Annotated in this window: 16 protein-coding genes and 1 pseudogene; 14 read left to right on the top strand and 3 right to left on the bottom strand. The window is 71.6% G+C overall.

Going from position 1 to position 16,598, the window contains the following annotated elements; all coding sequences use genetic code 11:
- Positions 1-115 precede the first annotated feature (115 nt).
- From ABZ904_RS23505 to pqqB, 6 genes are all read left to right on the top strand, one after another.
- Entirely contained in the window at positions 116-1,318 is a 1,203-nt protein-coding gene (locus ABZ904_RS23505) for an EfeM/EfeO family lipoprotein (protein ID WP_359396451.1), read from the top strand.
- Positions 1,315-2,547, top strand: coding sequence for an iron uptake transporter deferrochelatase/peroxidase subunit (gene efeB, locus ABZ904_RS23500; RefSeq protein ID WP_359396448.1), 1,233 nt, complete (start codon positions 1,315-1,317; stop codon positions 2,545-2,547). The genes ABZ904_RS23505 and efeB overlap by 4 nt, the downstream gene beginning before the upstream one ends.
- Positions 2,548-2,722: 175 nt before the next feature.
- Positions 2,723-4,564 (top strand): alkaline phosphatase family protein, encoded by a 1,842-nt coding sequence (locus ABZ904_RS23495; protein WP_360993876.1) that lies wholly within the window; start codon positions 2,723-2,725, stop codon positions 4,562-4,564.
- Between the two features lie 616 nt (positions 4,565-5,180).
- A complete protein-coding gene (locus ABZ904_RS23490; protein ID WP_359396444.1) occupies positions 5,181-5,582 on the top strand; it encodes an SseB family protein in 402 nt (133 codons plus the stop codon).
- A gap of 135 nt (positions 5,583-5,717) precedes the next feature.
- On the top strand, positions 5,718-6,830 hold the full coding sequence (locus tag ABZ904_RS23485) for a hypothetical protein (protein WP_361825356.1): 1,113 nt from the start codon (positions 5,718-5,720) through the stop codon (positions 6,828-6,830).
- A 60-nt stretch (positions 6,831-6,890) separates the two neighbouring features.
- On the top strand, positions 6,891-7,775 hold the full coding sequence (gene pqqB / locus ABZ904_RS23480; RefSeq protein WP_359396440.1) for a pyrroloquinoline quinone biosynthesis protein PqqB: 885 nt from the start codon (positions 6,891-6,893) through the stop codon (positions 7,773-7,775).
- Here pqqB and ABZ904_RS23475 read toward each other — a convergent pair.
- Both ABZ904_RS23475 and ABZ904_RS23470 read right to left on the bottom strand, forming a co-directional pair.
- Positions 7,765-8,184: a MarR family transcriptional regulator gene (locus tag ABZ904_RS23475; RefSeq protein WP_360993869.1), complete on the bottom strand. Its 420-nt coding sequence runs from the start codon at positions 8,182-8,184 to the stop codon at positions 7,765-7,767. The two genes, pqqB and ABZ904_RS23475, sit on opposite strands and share 11 nt — an antisense overlap.
- 95 nt (positions 8,185-8,279) lie before the next feature.
- A complete protein-coding gene (locus ABZ904_RS23470) occupies positions 8,280-8,630 on the bottom strand; it encodes a VOC family protein (protein ID WP_359396435.1) in 351 nt (116 codons plus the stop codon).
- A gap of 275 nt (positions 8,631-8,905) precedes the next feature.
- Here ABZ904_RS23470 and ABZ904_RS23465 point away from each other — a divergent pair, with 275 nt between their 5' ends.
- The 8 genes from ABZ904_RS23465 to ABZ904_RS23430 all read left to right on the top strand — a co-directional run bounded on the left by ABZ904_RS23465 (position 8,906) and on the right by ABZ904_RS23430 (position 15,658).
- A complete protein-coding gene (locus ABZ904_RS23465) occupies positions 8,906-9,193 on the top strand; it encodes an ArsR family transcriptional regulator (RefSeq protein ID WP_359396433.1) in 288 nt (95 codons plus the stop codon).
- 314 nt (positions 9,194-9,507) lie between these two features.
- Positions 9,508-9,984 (top strand): fluoride efflux transporter CrcB, encoded by a 477-nt coding sequence (gene crcB, locus ABZ904_RS23460; RefSeq protein ID WP_359396431.1) that lies wholly within the window; start codon positions 9,508-9,510, stop codon positions 9,982-9,984.
- Positions 9,985-10,019: 35 nt separating this feature from the next.
- Positions 10,020-10,400 (top strand): DUF190 domain-containing protein, encoded by a 381-nt coding sequence (locus ABZ904_RS23455; protein ID WP_359396568.1) that lies wholly within the window; start codon positions 10,020-10,022, stop codon positions 10,398-10,400.
- Entirely contained in the window at positions 10,397-10,771 is a 375-nt protein-coding gene (crcB, locus tag ABZ904_RS23450) for a fluoride efflux transporter CrcB (RefSeq protein ID WP_359396429.1), read from the top strand. The genes ABZ904_RS23455 and crcB (ABZ904_RS23450) overlap by 4 nt, the downstream gene beginning before the upstream one ends.
- A gap of 85 nt (positions 10,772-10,856) precedes the next feature.
- Positions 10,857-11,690, top strand: coding sequence for an undecaprenyl-diphosphate phosphatase (locus ABZ904_RS23445; protein WP_359396427.1), 834 nt, complete (start codon positions 10,857-10,859; stop codon positions 11,688-11,690).
- Between the two features lie 137 nt (positions 11,691-11,827).
- Positions 11,828-12,760: a glutaminase gene (locus ABZ904_RS23440; RefSeq protein ID WP_360993860.1), complete on the top strand. Its 933-nt coding sequence runs from the start codon at positions 11,828-11,830 to the stop codon at positions 12,758-12,760.
- 148 nt (positions 12,761-12,908) lie between these two features.
- Complete coding sequence (mptB, locus tag ABZ904_RS23435; RefSeq protein ID WP_360993857.1) at positions 12,909-14,297, top strand: polyprenol phosphomannose-dependent alpha 1,6 mannosyltransferase MptB; 1,389 nt, start codon at positions 12,909-12,911, stop codon at positions 14,295-14,297.
- Entirely contained in the window at positions 14,294-15,658 is a 1,365-nt protein-coding gene (locus ABZ904_RS23430) for a glycosyltransferase family 87 protein (RefSeq protein WP_360993854.1), read from the top strand. Before mptB ends, ABZ904_RS23430 begins: the two co-directional genes overlap by 4 nt.
- Positions 15,659-15,693: 35 nt before the next feature.
- Here the strand turns inward: ABZ904_RS23430 and ABZ904_RS23425 are convergent.
- Positions 15,694-16,569 (bottom strand): annotated as a pseudogene (locus ABZ904_RS23425) (serine hydrolase); the annotation flags it as partial.
- Between the last annotated feature and the right edge of the window lie 29 nt (positions 16,570-16,598).

Below are 16,598 nucleotides of genomic sequence, written 5' to 3'. Positions count from 1 at the left end.
TGATCATCCCCCGTGCGGGGCTGTCCGGGCCCGCGCCGCTGCCTAGCATGAGGTGCTCGCGCCCGGTTCAGGGCGCGTCAGTACGTTCGTACGTCGTCCGGGGAGGCGCGGAGGAATGCCGGTGTCCGGCCTCACCTCTCGACGGGGCCGCATCTGGGCCGCGGGCGGGATCCTGCTCATCCTGGCCCTGGTGGCGGCGCTGCTGGTCACCACGCTCGGCGGGACCCATCGGGCGCGGGCGGCGGCAGACGGACTGCCGCGCACCACGGTCGAGGTGTCCCCGAGCGGCTGCGGTCGCGGATGGAACGAGCCGGTGTCCGGTCTGCAGGTCTTCGACCTGCACAACACCTCGGACGGCCCGGCGGAGGTCTATCTGGAGGACCCGCGCAGCCGGGCCCTGTACGGGGAGATCGAGGGTCTCGCACCCGGGACCACCCGGTCGCTGACCGTCCGTCTCGGCACGGGTTCGTACGCGTTCACCTGTCTGCCGGACGACGCCGGCGCGGTCACCGGACCCACCGTCCGCATCACCGGCGGGACGGCCGGGCCCGCGGCGGCCCCGGTCACCGAGCACGATCTGATCCCCCTCGCGATCGATTACCAGAAGTGGGTCGCCGGAGGCCTGGACGAATTGGCCGGGCTGACCGGGCGGCTGAGGAGTGCGATCGACCGGGGGGACCTCGCCGGGGCCCGTACGGCCTGGCTCCCGGCCCATCTCGCCTATGAGCGGCTCGGCGCGGCGTACGACGCCTTCGGCGACGCGGACGGGCGGATCAACGGAACCGACGCGGGGCTGCCCGGCGGCGTCCACGACCCGTCCTTCACCGGCTTCCACCGCCTCGAGTACGGGCTGTGGCACGGCCAGAGCGCGGACGCCCTGCGCGGCCCCGCGGCCACCCTCGTCAAGGACGTCGGCGCCCTGCGCACCGGCTGGGCACAGGCCCGTATGGACCCGGCGCAACTGGGCCTGCGGGCGCACGAGATCCTGGAGAACACGGTGCAGTTCGAGCTGACCGGGCGGACCGACTACGGCAGCGGCAGCAATCTCGCCACGGCCCGTGCGGGCATCGACGGGACCCGCGCCGTCCTGTCCCGGCTGCGCCCCCTGCTCACCACCCGGTACCCGGACCTGCCCGCCCTCGACCGGGAACTCGACCGGGCTCAGCGCACCCTGGACGGCTTCCACCACGGCGGCACCTGGACACCGCTGAACCGCCTGGACCGTACCGGGCGCGAGCAGGTCGACGCGGTCCTCGGCGACCTGGTCGAACGGCTGGCCTCGGTGGCGACCATCTGCGATCCGCGGAGGACGGTATGAGCACCTCCTCCGAGGCGAGCGGAGTCGGCCGCCGCGGCTTCCTGCGCGGAGCGGCCCTGGCCGGTGCCGGGCTCGCCGCCGGTGGCGCCGCCGCTCCGGCGGCCGGCGCCGACCCCATGGGCCCGCCGCCGATCGCCCCCTTCCACGGCACCCGTCAGGCCTCGGTGCTCGCGGCCCCGCGCCGGGTCACCGCATTCGCCGCTCTCGACGTGACCGCGGGGAACCGCGAGGAGCTCAGCGATCTGCTGCGCACCCTCACCGCCCGCGCCCGCTTCCTGACTTCGGGCGGAACGCCGCCGGCCGTCGGGATCACCGGTCCGCCCACCGATTCCGGCATCCTGGGCGAGGAACCACCCGCCGACGCGCTCGCGGTGACCGTCGGCGTGGGCGCCTCGCTCTTCGACCACCGGTTCGGCCTGGCCGCCCGCCGCCCGCGCAGGCTGACGGCCATGCCCGCCTTCCCCGACGACGACCTGCGCGCCGAGTGGTGCCACGGAGACCTCAGCCTCCAACTGCATGCCGACGACTCGGACACGGCGCTGCACGCGCTGCGTGACATCGCCCGGCACACCCGCGGCGCCATGCAGGTCCGCTGGCGCCTCGACGGGTTCAGCAGCCCGCCCCGTCCCGTCGGCACCCCGCGCAATCTGATGGGCTTCAAGGACGGCACGGCCAACCCCGACCCCACCGACGCCCGCGAGATGAACCGCCTGGTGTGGGTGGGCAGGGGCATGGGCGAGCCGGACTGGGCGGTGGGCGGCAGCTACCAGGTCGTACGCCTGATCCGGATGTTCGTGGAGTTCTGGGACCGGGTCTCCCTCAGCGAGCAGGAGCGGATGTTCGGCAGGGCCAGGGGTACCGGTGCCCCCCTGGACGGGAACGCCGAGCACGACACCCCCGACTACCCCAGCGACCCCAAGGGCGACGTCATCCCGCTGGACAGCCACATACGCCTGGCCAATCCGCGCACGGCGGCCACGGCCGGCCAGCGGATCCTGCGCCGCGCGTACAACTACGACGCGGGCCTGGACAGCAACGGGAACCTCGACATGGGACTGCTGTTCTGCTGCTACCAGCAGGACCTTGCCCGCCAGTTCGAGACCGTGCAGCACCGCCTCGCGGGCGAGCCGCTCACCGACTACATCAAGCCGTTCGGCGGCGGCTACTTCTTCGCGCTGCCGGGAGTGCGGGACGGCGCGGACTGGTTCGGACGCACGCTCCTCGGCTGAACCTGTCTAGACAACTTACCGAGTTGTTGGTCAATACACGGTCAAGACTTCTTCTGGCTTCCCTGACCCGCTGTTCATGTGCACGCCATCACCGCTCCAGCGAAGTGCCGCCCGCCCGGCGAAACATCCCTGACCGTACGGCGCAACGACGTTCGTGTCCGGAAGGTGAAGCATCATGGCGAGCAAGGGAAGACGAGCAACGATGAGGAGTCTGGGAGCACTCCTGGGTGCGGCCGCGCTCACGGCCCTCGGCGCGAACGCGCCGGCCTGGGCCGCCGCTCCGAACGGGTGGCCCCACTCCTCGACCGCCACGCCCATCAAGCACGTGGTCGTCCTCTTCGACGAGAACGTCTCCTTCGACCACTACTTCGCGACCTACCCGCAGGCCGCGAACACCGATGGCACGAAGTTCACGGCGTCCAAGAAGACCCCGAAGGACGTCGACAACCTGCGTACCGCCGGGCTGCTGACGAAGAACCCCAACCAGTACGCGCCCAAGCGGCTCACCCCGTCCCAGGCACTGACCTGCGACCAGAACCACGCCTACGGCCCCGAGCAGTACGCGTACAACGGCGGAAAGAACGACCAGTTCGTCCAGAACACGGACTCGGGCAAGTGCTCCGGCAACCTGTTCGGCGAGCCCGGCCTGGTCATGGACTACTACGACGGCAACACCGTCACCGCGCTGTGGAACTACGCCCAGCAGTACTCCATGAGCGACCGTTCCTACAGCTCCGTCTACGGCCCGTCCACGCCCGGCGCGCTCAACCTGGTCTCCGGTCAGACGCACGGCGTCGTCTCCGTGGACCCCGCGACCGGCACCGAGAACCCCAAGCAGACGACGACGCCGGACTCGTACACCGTCCAGTCGCCCGACGCCAAGGGTGTCGGTACGGTCACCAACGACCCCGACCCGGCGTACGACGACTGCTCCGACAAGGACCACACCAGCAAGAACGCGCTCGCCGCGATGCAGGGCCGCAACATCGGTGACGTCCTCAACTCCAAGAAGGTCAGCTGGGGTTGGTTCCAGGGCGGCTTCCGCCCGTCCACCGCGTGGGACGGCAAGCAGGGCGACTACGCCAAGTGCGACGCCACGCACACCAACACCGGCGGCGCCGCGGTCGTGGACTACAGCCCGCACCACTCGCCGTTCGAGTACTACAAGTCGACGTCCAACCCGCACCACCTGCCGCCGAAGAACGTCGACGAGATCGGTCACAACGGCCAGGCGAACCACAACTACGACCTGACCGACTTCGACGCTGCCCTCAAGGCGGGCAAGCTCCCTGCGGTCAGCTTCGTCAAGGCCGCCGAGTACCAGGACGGCCACGCCGCCTACTCGGACCCGATCGACGAGCAGCACTTCCTGGTCGACCAGATCAACGCGCTCCAGAACTCGCCGCAGTGGAGCTCGACGGCCGTCGTCATCGCCTACGACGACTCCGACGGCTGGTACGACCACGCCTACGCCAAGCCGCGCAACGGTTCCAAGGACACCACGGTCGGTTCCAACGGCAAGGCCGCCGACAGCCCGGCCTGCCAGGCCGGCCCGGCGGCGTCGGGCGGCTACGCGGACCGCTGCGGCCCCGGCACCCGTCAGCCGCTGCTGGTCGTCTCCCCGTACAGCAAGGTCAACAAGGTCGACCACACGCTGACCGACCAGGCCTCGATCACCCGCTTCATCGAGGACAACTGGCGCACGGGCCGTATCGGCGACCACTCCTTCGACGCCACGGCCGGTTCGCTCTCGGGCATGTTCGACTTCCGGCACCCCAACAACAAGCAGGTGCTGCTGAACGCGGACGGCTCGGTCAAGTCGGTCGGCCGGATCCACCACGTGGCCCCGGTCGCCACCAGCATCACCCCGGGTCCCGCCATGGAGAACGCGGCGGCGACCACGGACGCGTCCTCGTTCCCGGCCCTGCCGGTGGGCATCGCGGCGGCCGCGATCGTCGCGGCCGGTGCGACGGGCACGTACATCACCCTGCGCCGCAGGGAGCGCGCCGGCGCCTGACGCCTTGCGCAGCCTGCGGGCGGTGACTCCGGAGATCCCGGGGTCACCGCCCGCGGTGCGTCGGGCCTCACCCCCGGCCGTACGGTGTCCCACCGCCTGCGCACAGGGCGCCCACCGAATGCGGGTGCAGTCCCGGGGCCGCCGCGAGGCCGGCTCCCGGCGGGCTCGACGCGGTCGGACGGGAGCCGGCGGCACATCCCGCCGTGGCCGACGCCCTCGCCCCGACCGGGGCACAACCTGCCCATAGCCGTGTGGGTGTGCGGGACCTGGCCCACCTCTACCGCGTCCTGACCCGGGACCTGGGCGGTCCTGGCGTCGACGGGGCGGGGGACGGCCATCGTCGGTCAGGCGGTCAAGCGCCCCGGTCGGCCGCCAGGCCCACGGCCGTGAGCGAAGAGGGTTCCGGCTGGGGGCCGGAGACCACCCCAGGGCGCCGCTCACTGTCCAGCACGCCGGTCCTGGCCGGTCCGGGCAGGACCGGCCGGATCCCCGAAGGCCCGGCCTTCGATCCGGACTCCGTGCAAGGAATGGCCCCGCCCCCGTGGGGTACGCGTCGGGGGCCGCCCGGAGCCGGACGTTCCGGGCCGCCCCGCCCGCCACTACCAGGGGATCCGTCATGAACACGCCCAACAAGAACCACCGCTCGACCGCAGCTCAGGAAGCACTGGACACGCTCGCTGTGGATTCCGCGGACTCGACGGCGCTGGACACACTGGCCGGCAGCGATGTGCTGGTCCCCGTGCCGGACGACGTCGACGAGAACGACGCCACCGATCCCTACGCCGTGTCCCTGCCCGTCCTGGAACAACCGGACGGGGAGCAGACGGTGCCCGTGTTCACCTCCGAGACGGAGATGTCCGACCTGCTGCCGTTCGTCTCGCGTTACCGGCTGGTGCCGCTCGGCGCGCTCGCCTCCCAGTGGCCCACCGGCGATCTCACGCTGACCATAGACGCGGCTTCGCCGCACGGGCTGACGCTCAACTCCGACGGAGTGCGCACACTTCTCGCGCGGCCGTAAGGCCCGTACCCACGTCCTGGCCCAGCTGACCGGACGCCCGGCCCGCCGCCCGCGGGCCCGGCGCACCAGCCGCCCATGACGCCCCACAGGGGACGCCGACACGGGGCCGGCCGGGGCGCCCCTCACAATGGTCGCATGAGATGGATCTCCGGCGTGGCCGGCGCACTGCTCCTCGTCGCCGTCTTCGCCAGCATCCTGCGGACCCTGGTGGTCCCGCGCGGCCTGTACTCGGCACTGGTCTACCGACTGTGGTGGGTCCTGCGCCGGCTGCTGCGCCTGGCCGCCCTCCGCGGTGGCTACGAGGCCATCGACCGGGCGCAGACCTGGCTCGGCTCGCTCATGCTGATGGGCATGCTCGCGACCTGGCTGGGCGGAGCCTTCGCGAGCTTCGGCCTCCTCCTGCACGCCCTGTCCTCACTGACCTGGGCCAACTCCTTCCGCGAGGCCGGATCCAGCATGTTCACCCTCGGCTTCGCCAGCGGTCAGCGGCTGCATCTGTCCGCGGTCGACTTCCTGGCGGCGATCACCGGGCCCGTTCTGATCGCCCTGCAGATCGCCTACCTGCCCACCCTGTACGCGGCCTACAACCGCCGCGAACTCGAGGTGACACTGCTCCAGTCCCGGGCCGGAGAACCCGCCTGGGGCCCCGAGATCCTGGCCCGTCAGTGGCTCGTCGACACCGAGACCGCCCTGCCCGAGCTCTTCCGCGCCTGGGAGCGGCTGGCCGCGGACATCGGGGAGAGCCACGCCAGCTACCCGGTCCTGATCGCGTTCCGCTCGCCCGGCCCGTACCGCAACTGGATGGTCGGGCTGCTCGCCGTGATGGACGCGGCGGCCATGCAGCTCTCGCTCGCGCCGCACGCCGCGCCGGCGGAGGCCCGGCTGGTGATCAGGGCCGGGTTCACCTCCCTGCGCGACATCGCCTGCTCGGTGCGCTTCGCGTTCGACTCCGACCCCGTGCCGGACGAACCGGTCCGTCTCACCTTCCGCGAGTTCGAGGCGGCCGTGGCGATGGTGATGGCCACGGGCTTCCCCGCCGAACGGACGGCACGGGAGGCGTGGCCGCACTTCCGCGGCTGGCGGGTCAACTACGAGCCGATCGCGTACGAACTGTGCCGCCGCACCGACGCCGTACCCGCGTTGTGGAGCGGGCCACGCGATTTCCCCTCCGCCCCGATCCCGCCGCGGCGCCCGACGGACCGGCAGCCCCTCGCAGGTCGGCCTGAAGTGCCCCCCGTGGCGGGGTAGTCCGGGCCGGTCCCGCGGGAAGATCCCGGGGGTGAACACCGGCTCGGAAGGGGGATGGTCGTGAGGGTCGTCCTGCTGGGTACGGCCGCCGGCGGCGGCTTCCCGCAGTGGAACTGCGCGTGCGCGCTGTGCACGGCCGCCCGCGACGGCGAACTGCCCACCCGCACTCAGGAGTGCGTCGCCGTCTCCGGCAATGCGCGCGACTGGTGGCTCCTCAACGCCTCACCGGACATCCGTACGCAGGTGACGGCCACCACCGCGCTCCGGCCGGGCCCGGGCCCGCGGGACACCCCGCTCAGGGGCGTTCTCCTGACGGACGCGGAGGCCGACCACATCGCGGGACTGACGGCGCTCCGGGGCGCGGCCGGCCTGAAGGTGTACGCCGCGCCACCGGTCCTGGCCGTGCTGGCACCGCTGCGGGCGGGCCTGGACCGCGGTGCCGTGTGGGAGTGGGTGGACGCCCTGACCGACGGCGGGTTCGTCCTGGCCGGCGGTCTGGTCGTCTCCGCGCATCCGGTGGGCGCCGAGGCGCCCGGGTACGTGGCCGGTGCCGCTCGCGACGACCACTGGGTGATCGCTTACCGCGTCGAGGACCTGTCCACCGGCGGAGTGCTCGTGTACGCACCCCGCGTCGGCGCGTGGTCGCCGGTCCTGGACGAGTTGCTGACCGAGGCGGACTGCGCGCTGCTGGACGGCACGTTCCACACGGCGGACGAGCTGGACGCGGCGATCGGGGGCGGACCCGGGAAGGCGGCGCCGGGCCACCTCCCCGTCGCGGGCGCGCACGGCTCTCTGGCCGCCCTCGCCCGGCACCCGGGACCGCGCCGGATCTACACCCACCTCAACAACACCAACCCGCTGCTCGACCCCGCCTCGGCCGCGCGGCGTCAGGTGACCGAGGCCGGAGCCGAAGTCCTCGCGGACGGCGCCGAGTTCACTCTGTGACCGGCTGCCCCGCGGGAGTCGGGGCGGTGAGCATCCGGGCCAGGACCTCACGCTGCAGCGGCAGCGCCTCGGTGTGTACCTCGCGGCCCTTCTCGGTGAGGGCGACCCACACCCCGCGCCGGTCCTCCTCGCACACGGAGCGGTGGACCAGGCCGTCCTTCTCCAGCCGTCCGATCAGCCGGGACAGAGCGCTCTGGCTCAGATGCACCCGCCCTGCGATGTTCTGCACCCGGCACTGATCGCCGGCCGCCGGCGCCTCGGTGGCGAGGATGTCGAGCACCTCGAAGTCGCTGGCGCCGAGCCCGTACGGGTGCAGCACCCGGTCGATCTCGCACATGGTGTGGGCGTGCACCGACAGGATGTCCCGCCACTGCTCCTCGAGCCGGGCACCGGCCGTTTTCGCTGCCATACTCGCACGGTAACAGAAACGGGCTGCTTTGTTTACCGTGCAACTAGTGCATCTGCAAGCAGCCCGTCGCGCCGAAGGAGGGCGCGCCGGCCCGACTAGGCGGCCGGGTCCTGGAGCAGCCCCACCAGGTTGCCGTCCGCGTCCTTGACGAAGGCGATCAGCCTGCCGCCACCGACGTCCTGGGCGTCCTGCAGCAGCTCGGCCCCGGCGTCCAGCAGCCCCTTGAGGCGGGCCTTGAGGTCGGACACGTGCCAGTAGGGCACGGGTCCGGTCATCCCCTTGGCGTGGCCGTTCGGGTCGAGGCCGACGTCCTGCCCCGCCGCCTTGTAGCCGACGTAGTAGGGCTCGTCGGCGTACGGCTCCACCTCCAGCAGGGCACTGAAGAGGGCCTTCGCCCGGGCGAGGTCCTTGACGGGGTAGATGATCGTCTTGAGTTCGGCGGTCATGAGTGCTCCTCGGCGGTTGCGTGGGCCGACGTGGTTCGTCGGTGGTTCCACGCTAGGGCGGGGAGCCGTCCTGTGGCTTCTTCGAAACTGACCGGTCGCGCGGCGGAGATCAGCCACCGCCGATCCCTCCGGAAGGCGAGGCCCGGCCGCACACGCGGCCGGGCCTCACCTGTGACGGGCCTTTTCGATCAGAGCACTTCGGCCCGTTAACCACCTCGGCCCCGGCACCACAGGCACGCGACAGTGGGTCAGGAGGGCGGTACGGAGGGGACGGCATGCTGAGGACACCGGTGAGCGAGCAGCGGATGTGGATCCTGGAGTGGCTGAAGGAGCCCGAGGCCCACTTTCAGCCGCCCCGCCGCGGCGACCTTGTCGAGGACGGCGTGACCGCGGCGGCCGTCGCCGCGAAACTCGCCGTGCCCCGGTCCGTCGCCGATACCGATCTGCGTCTTCTCGCCGCCATCGGCCTGTTGCGCACGAAGAGGATCCGGCGGCACACCCACTACCGCCGCGACGAGGTCCGTATCGCCGAGGTTGCGCGCATGTTCGAGAAGGGGTGGTAGTCGGCCGCGGCGCGGGCAGGCCGCCTCCGGGAGCGGTGCAGCAACGGCACCGCGTCCGCCGCCCCGGATTCCGGAGGGTGACCCGCGCCTGCGAGTCGGCCCGTGGGAACGGTGCCGCGGCCGTGGCCCGGTGGGCGACCTGGGTGCGCAGCGGCCCCGGTCGGGGTTACCCTTGCTCGGGCCGCGATCATGTCTTGCGGCGCGGCGGTGGGGCCCGCCGTCCACGAACCGCGGCAGTTCTGCCGCCAACGGTCCCTACTTGCGATGGAGCGTGCCCGTCCAGCAGGGTCGCGGCGAGTAGGAGAAGTACACCGATGAGAGTCCCGCACCCCAAGAGTGCCGACCGCGCCAGTGCCGCCACGCCCGAGCCCGTCCGGCGGCCGTCGTCCTGGCAGGGTCAGGGGCCCGTCGTCGCGGTCGTCTCCCTCGGTGGCGTCGTCGGCGCCACCGCTCGGTACGGCGCGTCGCTGCTGTGGCCCGCGGGGGCCGGGGGATTCCCCTGGGCCACCTTCTGGGTCAACGTCGTCGGCTGCGCCGTGATGGGCGTGTTCATGGTCGTCATCACCGACGTGTGGGCGGCCCACCGGCTGGTGCGGCCCTTCTTCGGCACGGGTGTGCTCGGCGGCTTCACCACCTTCTCGACCTACGCCGTCGACATCGAGCGGCTGGTCGACTCGGGGCACCCGCGCACCGCGTTCGCCTATCTGTTCGCGACCCTGCTCGGGGCCCTCGCGGCGGTGTGGCTCGCGATGGCGACCGCCCGCCGGGCCCTGGCGCGGCGGCAACGATGAACGAGACCACCGACCGGCGCCCCGCGGAGGCGGCCATGACACGACTGACCGGCAGGGCCCTCAGGCTGACCGTCTTCATCGGCGAGCACGACCGGTGGCACCACAAGCCCCTCTACGCCGAGATCGTGCACCGCGCGCATGCCGCCGGACTCGCGGGTGCGAGCGTCTTCCGCGGCATCGAGGGCTTCGGTGCCTCCTCCCTCATCCACACCTCGCGGCTGCTGTCGCTGAGCGAGGACCTGCCGGTGGCCGTGGTGCTCGTGGACACCGAGGAGCGCATCCGCGCCTTCCTGTCGCAGCTCGACGAACTCGTCACCGAGGGGCTTGTGACGCTGGACCCCTGCGAGGTCATCACGTACGTCGGGCGGCACGACGCGCCGCCCGCGGCGGACGGGGAAGGTGAGAACTCGTTGTGAATTGGCTGCTGGTGATCGTCGGCGCCATGGTCGGGGCGCCGCTGCGCTATGTCGTGGACCGTGCGGTGCAGTTCAAGCACGACACGGTCTTCCCCTGGGGCACCCTGCTGGTCAATGTCACGGGTTCTCTGGTCCTCGGCCTGCTGACCGGGGCGGCCTCGGCCGGTCATGCTTCCCCGCACCTGCAACTTCTGATCGGTACGGGCCTGTGCGGGGCGCTGACGACGTACTCGACGTTCTCGTACGAGACGCTGCGGCTGACCGGGACCGGGGCGGGGTTCTACGCTGCCGCCAACGTCGTGGCGAACGTGGCGGCGGGGTTGGGTGCAGCCTTTGTCGGGGTTTCGTTCACCCAGGCTCTGTGGCCCTAGGGGGCACGTGACCCGGGCGTAGTAAAACCTTCTTGCAGCACTACCGTCTACAGCACTGTCGACCAACTCCTCAGAACTGGATCCCATGAGTGTCATCAGCGTCGGTCAGGCCGTCGTCCTCGGAGTCGTCGAGGGGGTGACCGAATTCCTCCCCGTCTCGTCGACCGGCCACCTCAAGATCACCGAGGGGCTGATGGGGATCCCCGTCGACGACAAGGCCGTCGTCGGGTTCTCGGCCGTCATCCAGGTCGGGGCGATCGCGGCCGTGCTCCTGTACTTCTTCAAGGACATCGTGCGGATCGTCTCGGCGTGGTTCCGGGGCCTGTTCAACCCGCGGGAGCGGTATCACCACGACTACAAGTTCGCCTGGTGGGTGATCGCCGCGACCATTCCGATCGTGGTGGTGGGCCTGGCCGCGAAGCCGCTGATCGACGGGCCGCTCGCCTCGCTGTGGGTGGTGGCGGCCTCGCTGATCGTCGGCTCCGGTGTGATGTGGGCGGCGGACCAGATGGGCCGGCACAAGCGCGGCGAGGACGACACCAGCTTCAAGGACGCGATGCTGGTGGGCAGCTCGCAGATCCTCGCGCTGCTCTTCCCGGGCTTCTCCCGCTCCGGCGCGACGATGTCGACCGCGCTCATCCTCGACCTCGACCGGGTCGCGGCGACCCGTCTCTCCTTCTTCCTCGGCATTCCCGCCCTCACCGGCGCCGGTCTCTACGAGCTGAAGGACGCCCTGGGGACGGGGGTGGGCGCCGCGCCGCTGGCCGTCGGGACGATCGTCTCCTTCGTGGTCGCCTACGCCTCGATCGCCTGGCTCCTGAAGTTCGTGGCCAAGCACTCCTTCAACGCCTTCGTGATCTACCGGCTCGTCATCGGCGTGCTGCTGCTGGGTCTGCTCGGGACCGGCGCGCTCAGCTGATCAAGGACCTGCTGCCGGCGGCCGGCTCACCGGCCGGCCGCCGCTGTCCGCCAGGGGGCGGGATGCCGGTGCCGCGGCCTCCCGCCCTCTGAACGTTTCGGTGCCCCCTGGAGCGGTCCGCCCCGCCGGGCGGCACGATGGTGACCATGGCCACCTCGCCGCCCTTCCAGGCCGTACTGGACCGCATCGCCGAAGAGATCGAGCAGTTGCCCGGGCGCGGGCGGCCCGCAGACTACATCCCCGCACTCGCCGCCCTGGACCCGCGACGCTTCGGTATGGCGGTGGCCGAGCCGGACGGCGCCGTGTACGGCGTGGGGGAGTGGCGGCAGCCGTTCTCCACGCAGTCCGTCACCAAGGTCTACACCCTCGCTCTCGACCTCGCCCGCGAAGGCGACGCACTGTGGGAGCACGTGGGCCGGGAGCCCTCGGGCAACCCCTTCAACTCACTGGTCCAGCTGGAGTACGAGAACGGGATTCCGCGCAACCCGTTCATCAACGCGGGCGCCCTCGTCGTCACCGACCGGCTGCACACCCGCACCGGGAACGCCGCCGGTGCGCTGCTCGACTTCCTGCGGGCCGAGAGCGGCAACCCGGAACTCTCCTTCGACAAGGAGGTGGCGGCCTCCGAGACCGCACACGGTGACCGCAACGCCGCCCTCGCCCATTTCATGGCGTCCTACGGCAACATCGGCAACCCGGTGCCGGTCCTCCTCGACCAGTACTTCCGTCAGTGCTCCATCCACGCGTCCTGCGCCGACCTCGCGCTCGCGACCGGCTTCCTGGCCCGGCACGGCATCGGGGCCGACGGCTCGCGACTGCTGACCCGCAGTCAGGCCAAGCAGGTCAACGCGGTGATGCTCACCTGTGGCACGTACGACGCGGCGGGCGACTTCGCGTACCGGGTGGGGCTCCCCGGCAAGAGCGGCGTGGGCGGCGGCATCATCGCGGTCGTCCCCGGCCGCTGCACGCTGTGCGTGTGGAGTCCCGGTCTGGACGAGCGCGGCAATTCGGTCGCGGGCGTCGCGGCCCTGGACCGTTTCACCACTCTCACGGGGCTTTCTGTGTTCTGACCGTGCTACCCGTGTGCGGCGCGCCGACCGGGGCCTTTGTGTCTCCGACGACGGCCGATCACATTGCGGCCACATGTAGGCCGCCCGGCCGAGGGACCCGCGTCGCTTTCTCGCCACCCGGCGTTGACACGCTGACCGAGTGTTGGCCATGGCTTTCCCCGTCGATCTCCGCCGCTGCCAGGCGCTCGGACTGGCCGGTACGGCCATTCTCGCGTTGGGCGGTGAGACCGCCGGGGCCCTGCCGGTCGCGGATCTGGTCTCCCCCGAGTCCGGGCGCGCCGCCCTCGGACTTGTGGGGGTGTACTTCGGTGTCGTCCTGCTCATCGCCGCCTGGGCACTGCTCGGCAGGGTGATTCGCGGCCCGGAGCCGCCCACCCCACGTGCCCTGCTGCTCGTCCTCGCCGTGTGGGCGGCACCGCTGTTGCTCGCGCCGCCGCTGTTCAGCCGGGACGTGTACAGCTACCTCGCGCAAGGCGCCATGGTCGACTCCCATATCGACGTGTACGCACACGGGCCCGCGCAACTCGGCGGTCCGCTGGCCGACGAGGTCGCGCCCGTGTGGCGGAACACGGCGGCACCCTACGGGCCGGTCTTCCTCGTCGTCGCCCGCGCGCTCTCCGGCCTGACCCGTGGTGAACTCCCGGCCGGATTGCTCGGCATGAGGCTGGTCGCCCTTGTCGGCGTGGCCCTGATGGCGGCGGCGCTGCCGCGGCTCGCCCGGCAGTGCGGCGCCGACCCGGCCGCCGCGCTCTGGCTCGGCGCGCTGAACCCGCTGGTCCTGCTGCACCTGGTCGCGGGCGCCCACAACGACGCCATCATGCTGGGACTGCTGGGCGTCGGCCTGCTCGCCGCCCGCGGCCGCCTGCACGTCGTCGGCGTCGTCCTGGTCACGCTCGCCGCTCTGGTCAAGGCCCCAGCCGCCTTGGGCCTGCTGGCAGTCATCGCGCTACGGCGCCACGTGGGTCTGGCGCGGGCGGTGGCCACGACCACGGTGACGGGGGTGGCCACCACCGTGGTGGCCACGGCGGTCGCCGGCACGGGATACGGCTGGATAGCCGCCCTGAAAACCCCTGTCTCACCGCACAACTGGTCACCCACCAGCGTGCTCGGCCGGGTCACCGGCCGTCTGCTCGACGGTCTGGGAAGCGACTTCGCGCCTCTCGCCATCCCGGTCTGGCACGCCGCCGGACTTCTCGCGACCACGCTCGCGGTGCTCTTCATATGGCTGAGGCTGCGGCCTGGCCCGATCTACGCGCTCGGTCTGAGCCTTGCCGTCGTCGCAGTTCTCGGCCCGGCGATCCGGCCCTGGTACGCCCTGTGGGGGTTGTTCCTCATCGCCGCGGCGGCCCCGAGCGCTTCCGTGCGCCACCGGGTGGCCGCCGCCACCGCGGTGCTCGCGCTGGGCGTGCTGCCGAGCGGTGGCCCGCCGGACACCGCCCAGGTGGTGCTGGCCGTCTCCGGCGGCGTCCTCGCCCTGGTCGTCCTGTGGCAGGCGCACCAGGCGTCGCAGGCCGCCGTGCTGGGAGGAACCGCGTGAGACCTCCCCGCACCGAGAGGGGACGGCTCGTTCTCGTCCTGTGCCTCGCCGCCGCCGTGGCCGTCTTCACGGCCACGGTTCCGCTGCTGCGCGGCTGGTTCGACCTGCGCGTCTACTACGGGACCGTGGACGCCTGGGTGCACCATGGCGGTCACATCTACGACTACCGGGTGCCGGGGACGACCTACGGCTTCACCTATCCGCCGTTCGCCGCCCTGTGCATGCTGCCGATGGCGTTCGTCGGCCTGAACACAGCCATCGTCTGCGCGCTGCTGCTGAACCTGGCGGCCGTCTCCGTCGTGCTGTGGATCCTCGTGGGTGCGGAGTTGCGCCGGTACGGATGGTTCGGCTGGGCCCTGGCCGCGTGCACGCTGGCGGTGCTGGAACCGGTGCGGGACACCTTCAGCTTCGGGCAGGTCAACCTTCTGCTGCTGGCTCTGGTGCTGGTCGACGCCTGGTTGCTGTCCACCGGCCGCGAGCGCTGGGCCGGGATCGGCATCGGACTCGCGGCGGCCATCAAACTGACGCCCGCGGTCTTCATCGGCCTGCTTCTGCTCGCCCGCAGATGGCGGGCCGCCGCCGTCGCGACCGCCGTCGCGGCGGCCGGCACGCTGTTCGCCTTCCTGGCGGCTCCCAGTGCCTCCCGCTTCTACTGGGGGCACGCCGTGTGGGACACCACCCGCGTCGGGCGCCTCGACTACGTCTCCAACCAGTCGTTGCAGGGCGTCCTCGCCCGGCTCGCGGCACCCGGCGAACCGAGCCATACGGCCTGGGCGGTGACCGCCGTCCTGGTTCTCGCGCTGTGGGTGTGGCGCACCCACCGTGCGCTCAGGGCCGGTGAGTGGCGGGCCGCCTTCGCGCTGACGGGGCTCACCGCCTGCCTGATCAGCCCGATCACCTGGGTGCACCACCTCGTCTGGCTGCTGCCGTCGTTCGCCGTGCTGGTCCAGGCGGGCCGGCTGCGGATCGCGGGCGTCCTCTACGCGGTGCTGTGCAGCAGTGTGGTGTGGCTGTGGTTCGACGACGCATCGGGCATCGACGGCTTCATCGGCAGCAACATCTACGTATGGATCACTCTCGGTCTTCTGTTGTGGCTGCCGGTCGGTCAGCCTCGGGCCGGGCGCCCGTTCTTCAGCCGCATCGCCAGCGCGACCACCGCCCCCACGCCCACCCCGACGGCACCCGCGAGCGCCCCTCTTTCCGGCCAGTCGGTGTCCTCCGCCGCAGAGGCCGCGGGCGCGGGCGCGGGAGAGGGACGGGACCGCGACCCTGCCGGGCGGGCGGGAAGGAGCGAGCCGACCGGCGTGACACGTCCTTCGGCGGCGAACCCCCAGTCGAGCAGCGAGCGCGCCTCCTCGTAGACCGCGTGCGGGCGGCCTCCTTGAGGGTTCATCACCGTCACCACAAGGGTGCGCCCGCTGTGGCGGGCGGCGGCCACGAGAGTGTTGCCCGCATGGCTGGTGTAGCCGTTCTTGATGCCGATCAGCCCGGGGTAGGCCGCCACGCCGTCGCGACCGGTCAGCAGCCGGTTCGTGTTCGCGATCTCGTACGAGGACCCGCCGTCGCCGGGGAATTTGGACTCGACGGTGCCGCAGTAGCGTGTGAAGTCCGCGTTCTGCAGTCCGGCCCGCCCGAACACCGCGAGGTCGTACGCGGACGACACCTGTCCGTCGGCGTCGTATCCGTCGGGGGTGACCACATGGGTGTCGAGAGCGCCCAGTGAGCGGGCCTTGGCCTGCATCTGGCGGACGGTCGTCGGCACCCCGCCGTTGAGTGCGGAGAGCACATGCACGGCGTCGTTGCCGGAGTTCAGGAAGACCCCCTGCCACAGGTCGCTGACCCGGTAGGTGTGCCCCTCGCGGATGCCGACCAGGCTGCTGCCGGGTTCGACGCCCGCCAGGTCGAGCCGGCTGACGGTGTGCTGGGTCGCGCCGGGCAGCGTCGGCAGGACGGTGAGGGCGAACAGGGTCTTCAGGGTGCTCGCGGGAGGCAGCGGGCGGTGCGCGTCGTGTGCGGCGAGCACGGCGCCGGTGCCGGCGTCGGCCACCACCCAGGACAGGGCCGACACCTCGGGCAACGGGGTGGCTCCCGGGCGTGGCCGCACCTGTGTCCCGGACTGGTACAGGGCTGAGGTCCGTGCGGTCGTGGACCCGTCGGTACCGGAATCGGCGCCCGTGTCGGCGACGGCGGGGTGCGGTACGAGGACCGGTGCGGCAAGCACGCCGATCGTGCAGCAGGAGACGGCGACGCGGGATGAGAATCCGATGCTCATACCGGAAACGTTAGGAGCGGTACGGGTGT

It is taken from the genome of Streptomyces sp. NPDC046900 (genome assembly GCF_040644975.1).
Taxonomy (GTDB): Bacteria; Actinomycetota; Actinomycetes; order Streptomycetales; family Streptomycetaceae; genus Streptomyces.
Note: the sequence above shows the minus strand (reverse complement) of the source record. Positions and strands in the feature narration are given on the sequence as shown.

Bases quoted from the DNA above. Each gene is read 5' to 3' on its own strand.
- ABZ904_RS23505 (WP_359396451.1), top strand. From the start codon at position 116: ATGCCGGTGTCCGGCCTCACCTCTCGACGGGGCCGCATCTGGGCCGCG.
- efeB (WP_359396448.1), top strand. From the start codon at position 1,315: ATGAGCACCTCCTCCGAGGCGAGCGGAGTCGGCCGCCGCGGCTTCCTG.
- ABZ904_RS23495 (WP_360993876.1), top strand. From the start codon at position 2,723: ATGGCGAGCAAGGGAAGACGAGCAACGATGAGGAGTCTGGGAGCACTC.
- ABZ904_RS23490 (WP_359396444.1), top strand. From the start codon at position 5,181: ATGAACACGCCCAACAAGAACCACCGCTCGACCGCAGCTCAGGAAGCA.
- ABZ904_RS23485 (WP_361825356.1), top strand. From the start codon at position 5,718: ATGAGATGGATCTCCGGCGTGGCCGGCGCACTGCTCCTCGTCGCCGTC.
- ABZ904_RS23475 (WP_360993869.1), bottom strand. From the start codon at position 8,184: ATGGCAGCGAAAACGGCCGGTGCCCGGCTCGAGGAGCAGTGGCGGGAC.
- ABZ904_RS23470 (WP_359396435.1), bottom strand. From the start codon at position 8,630: ATGACCGCCGAACTCAAGACGATCATCTACCCCGTCAAGGACCTCGCC.
- ABZ904_RS23465 (WP_359396433.1), top strand. From the start codon at position 8,906: ATGCTGAGGACACCGGTGAGCGAGCAGCGGATGTGGATCCTGGAGTGG.
- crcB (WP_359396431.1), top strand. From the start codon at position 9,508: ATGAGAGTCCCGCACCCCAAGAGTGCCGACCGCGCCAGTGCCGCCACG.
- ABZ904_RS23455 (WP_359396568.1), top strand. From the start codon at position 10,020: ATGACACGACTGACCGGCAGGGCCCTCAGGCTGACCGTCTTCATCGGC.
- ABZ904_RS23445 (WP_359396427.1), top strand. From the start codon at position 10,857: ATGAGTGTCATCAGCGTCGGTCAGGCCGTCGTCCTCGGAGTCGTCGAG.
- ABZ904_RS23440 (WP_360993860.1), top strand. From the start codon at position 11,828: ATGGTGACCATGGCCACCTCGCCGCCCTTCCAGGCCGTACTGGACCGC.
- mptB (WP_360993857.1), top strand. From the start codon at position 12,909: ATGGCTTTCCCCGTCGATCTCCGCCGCTGCCAGGCGCTCGGACTGGCC.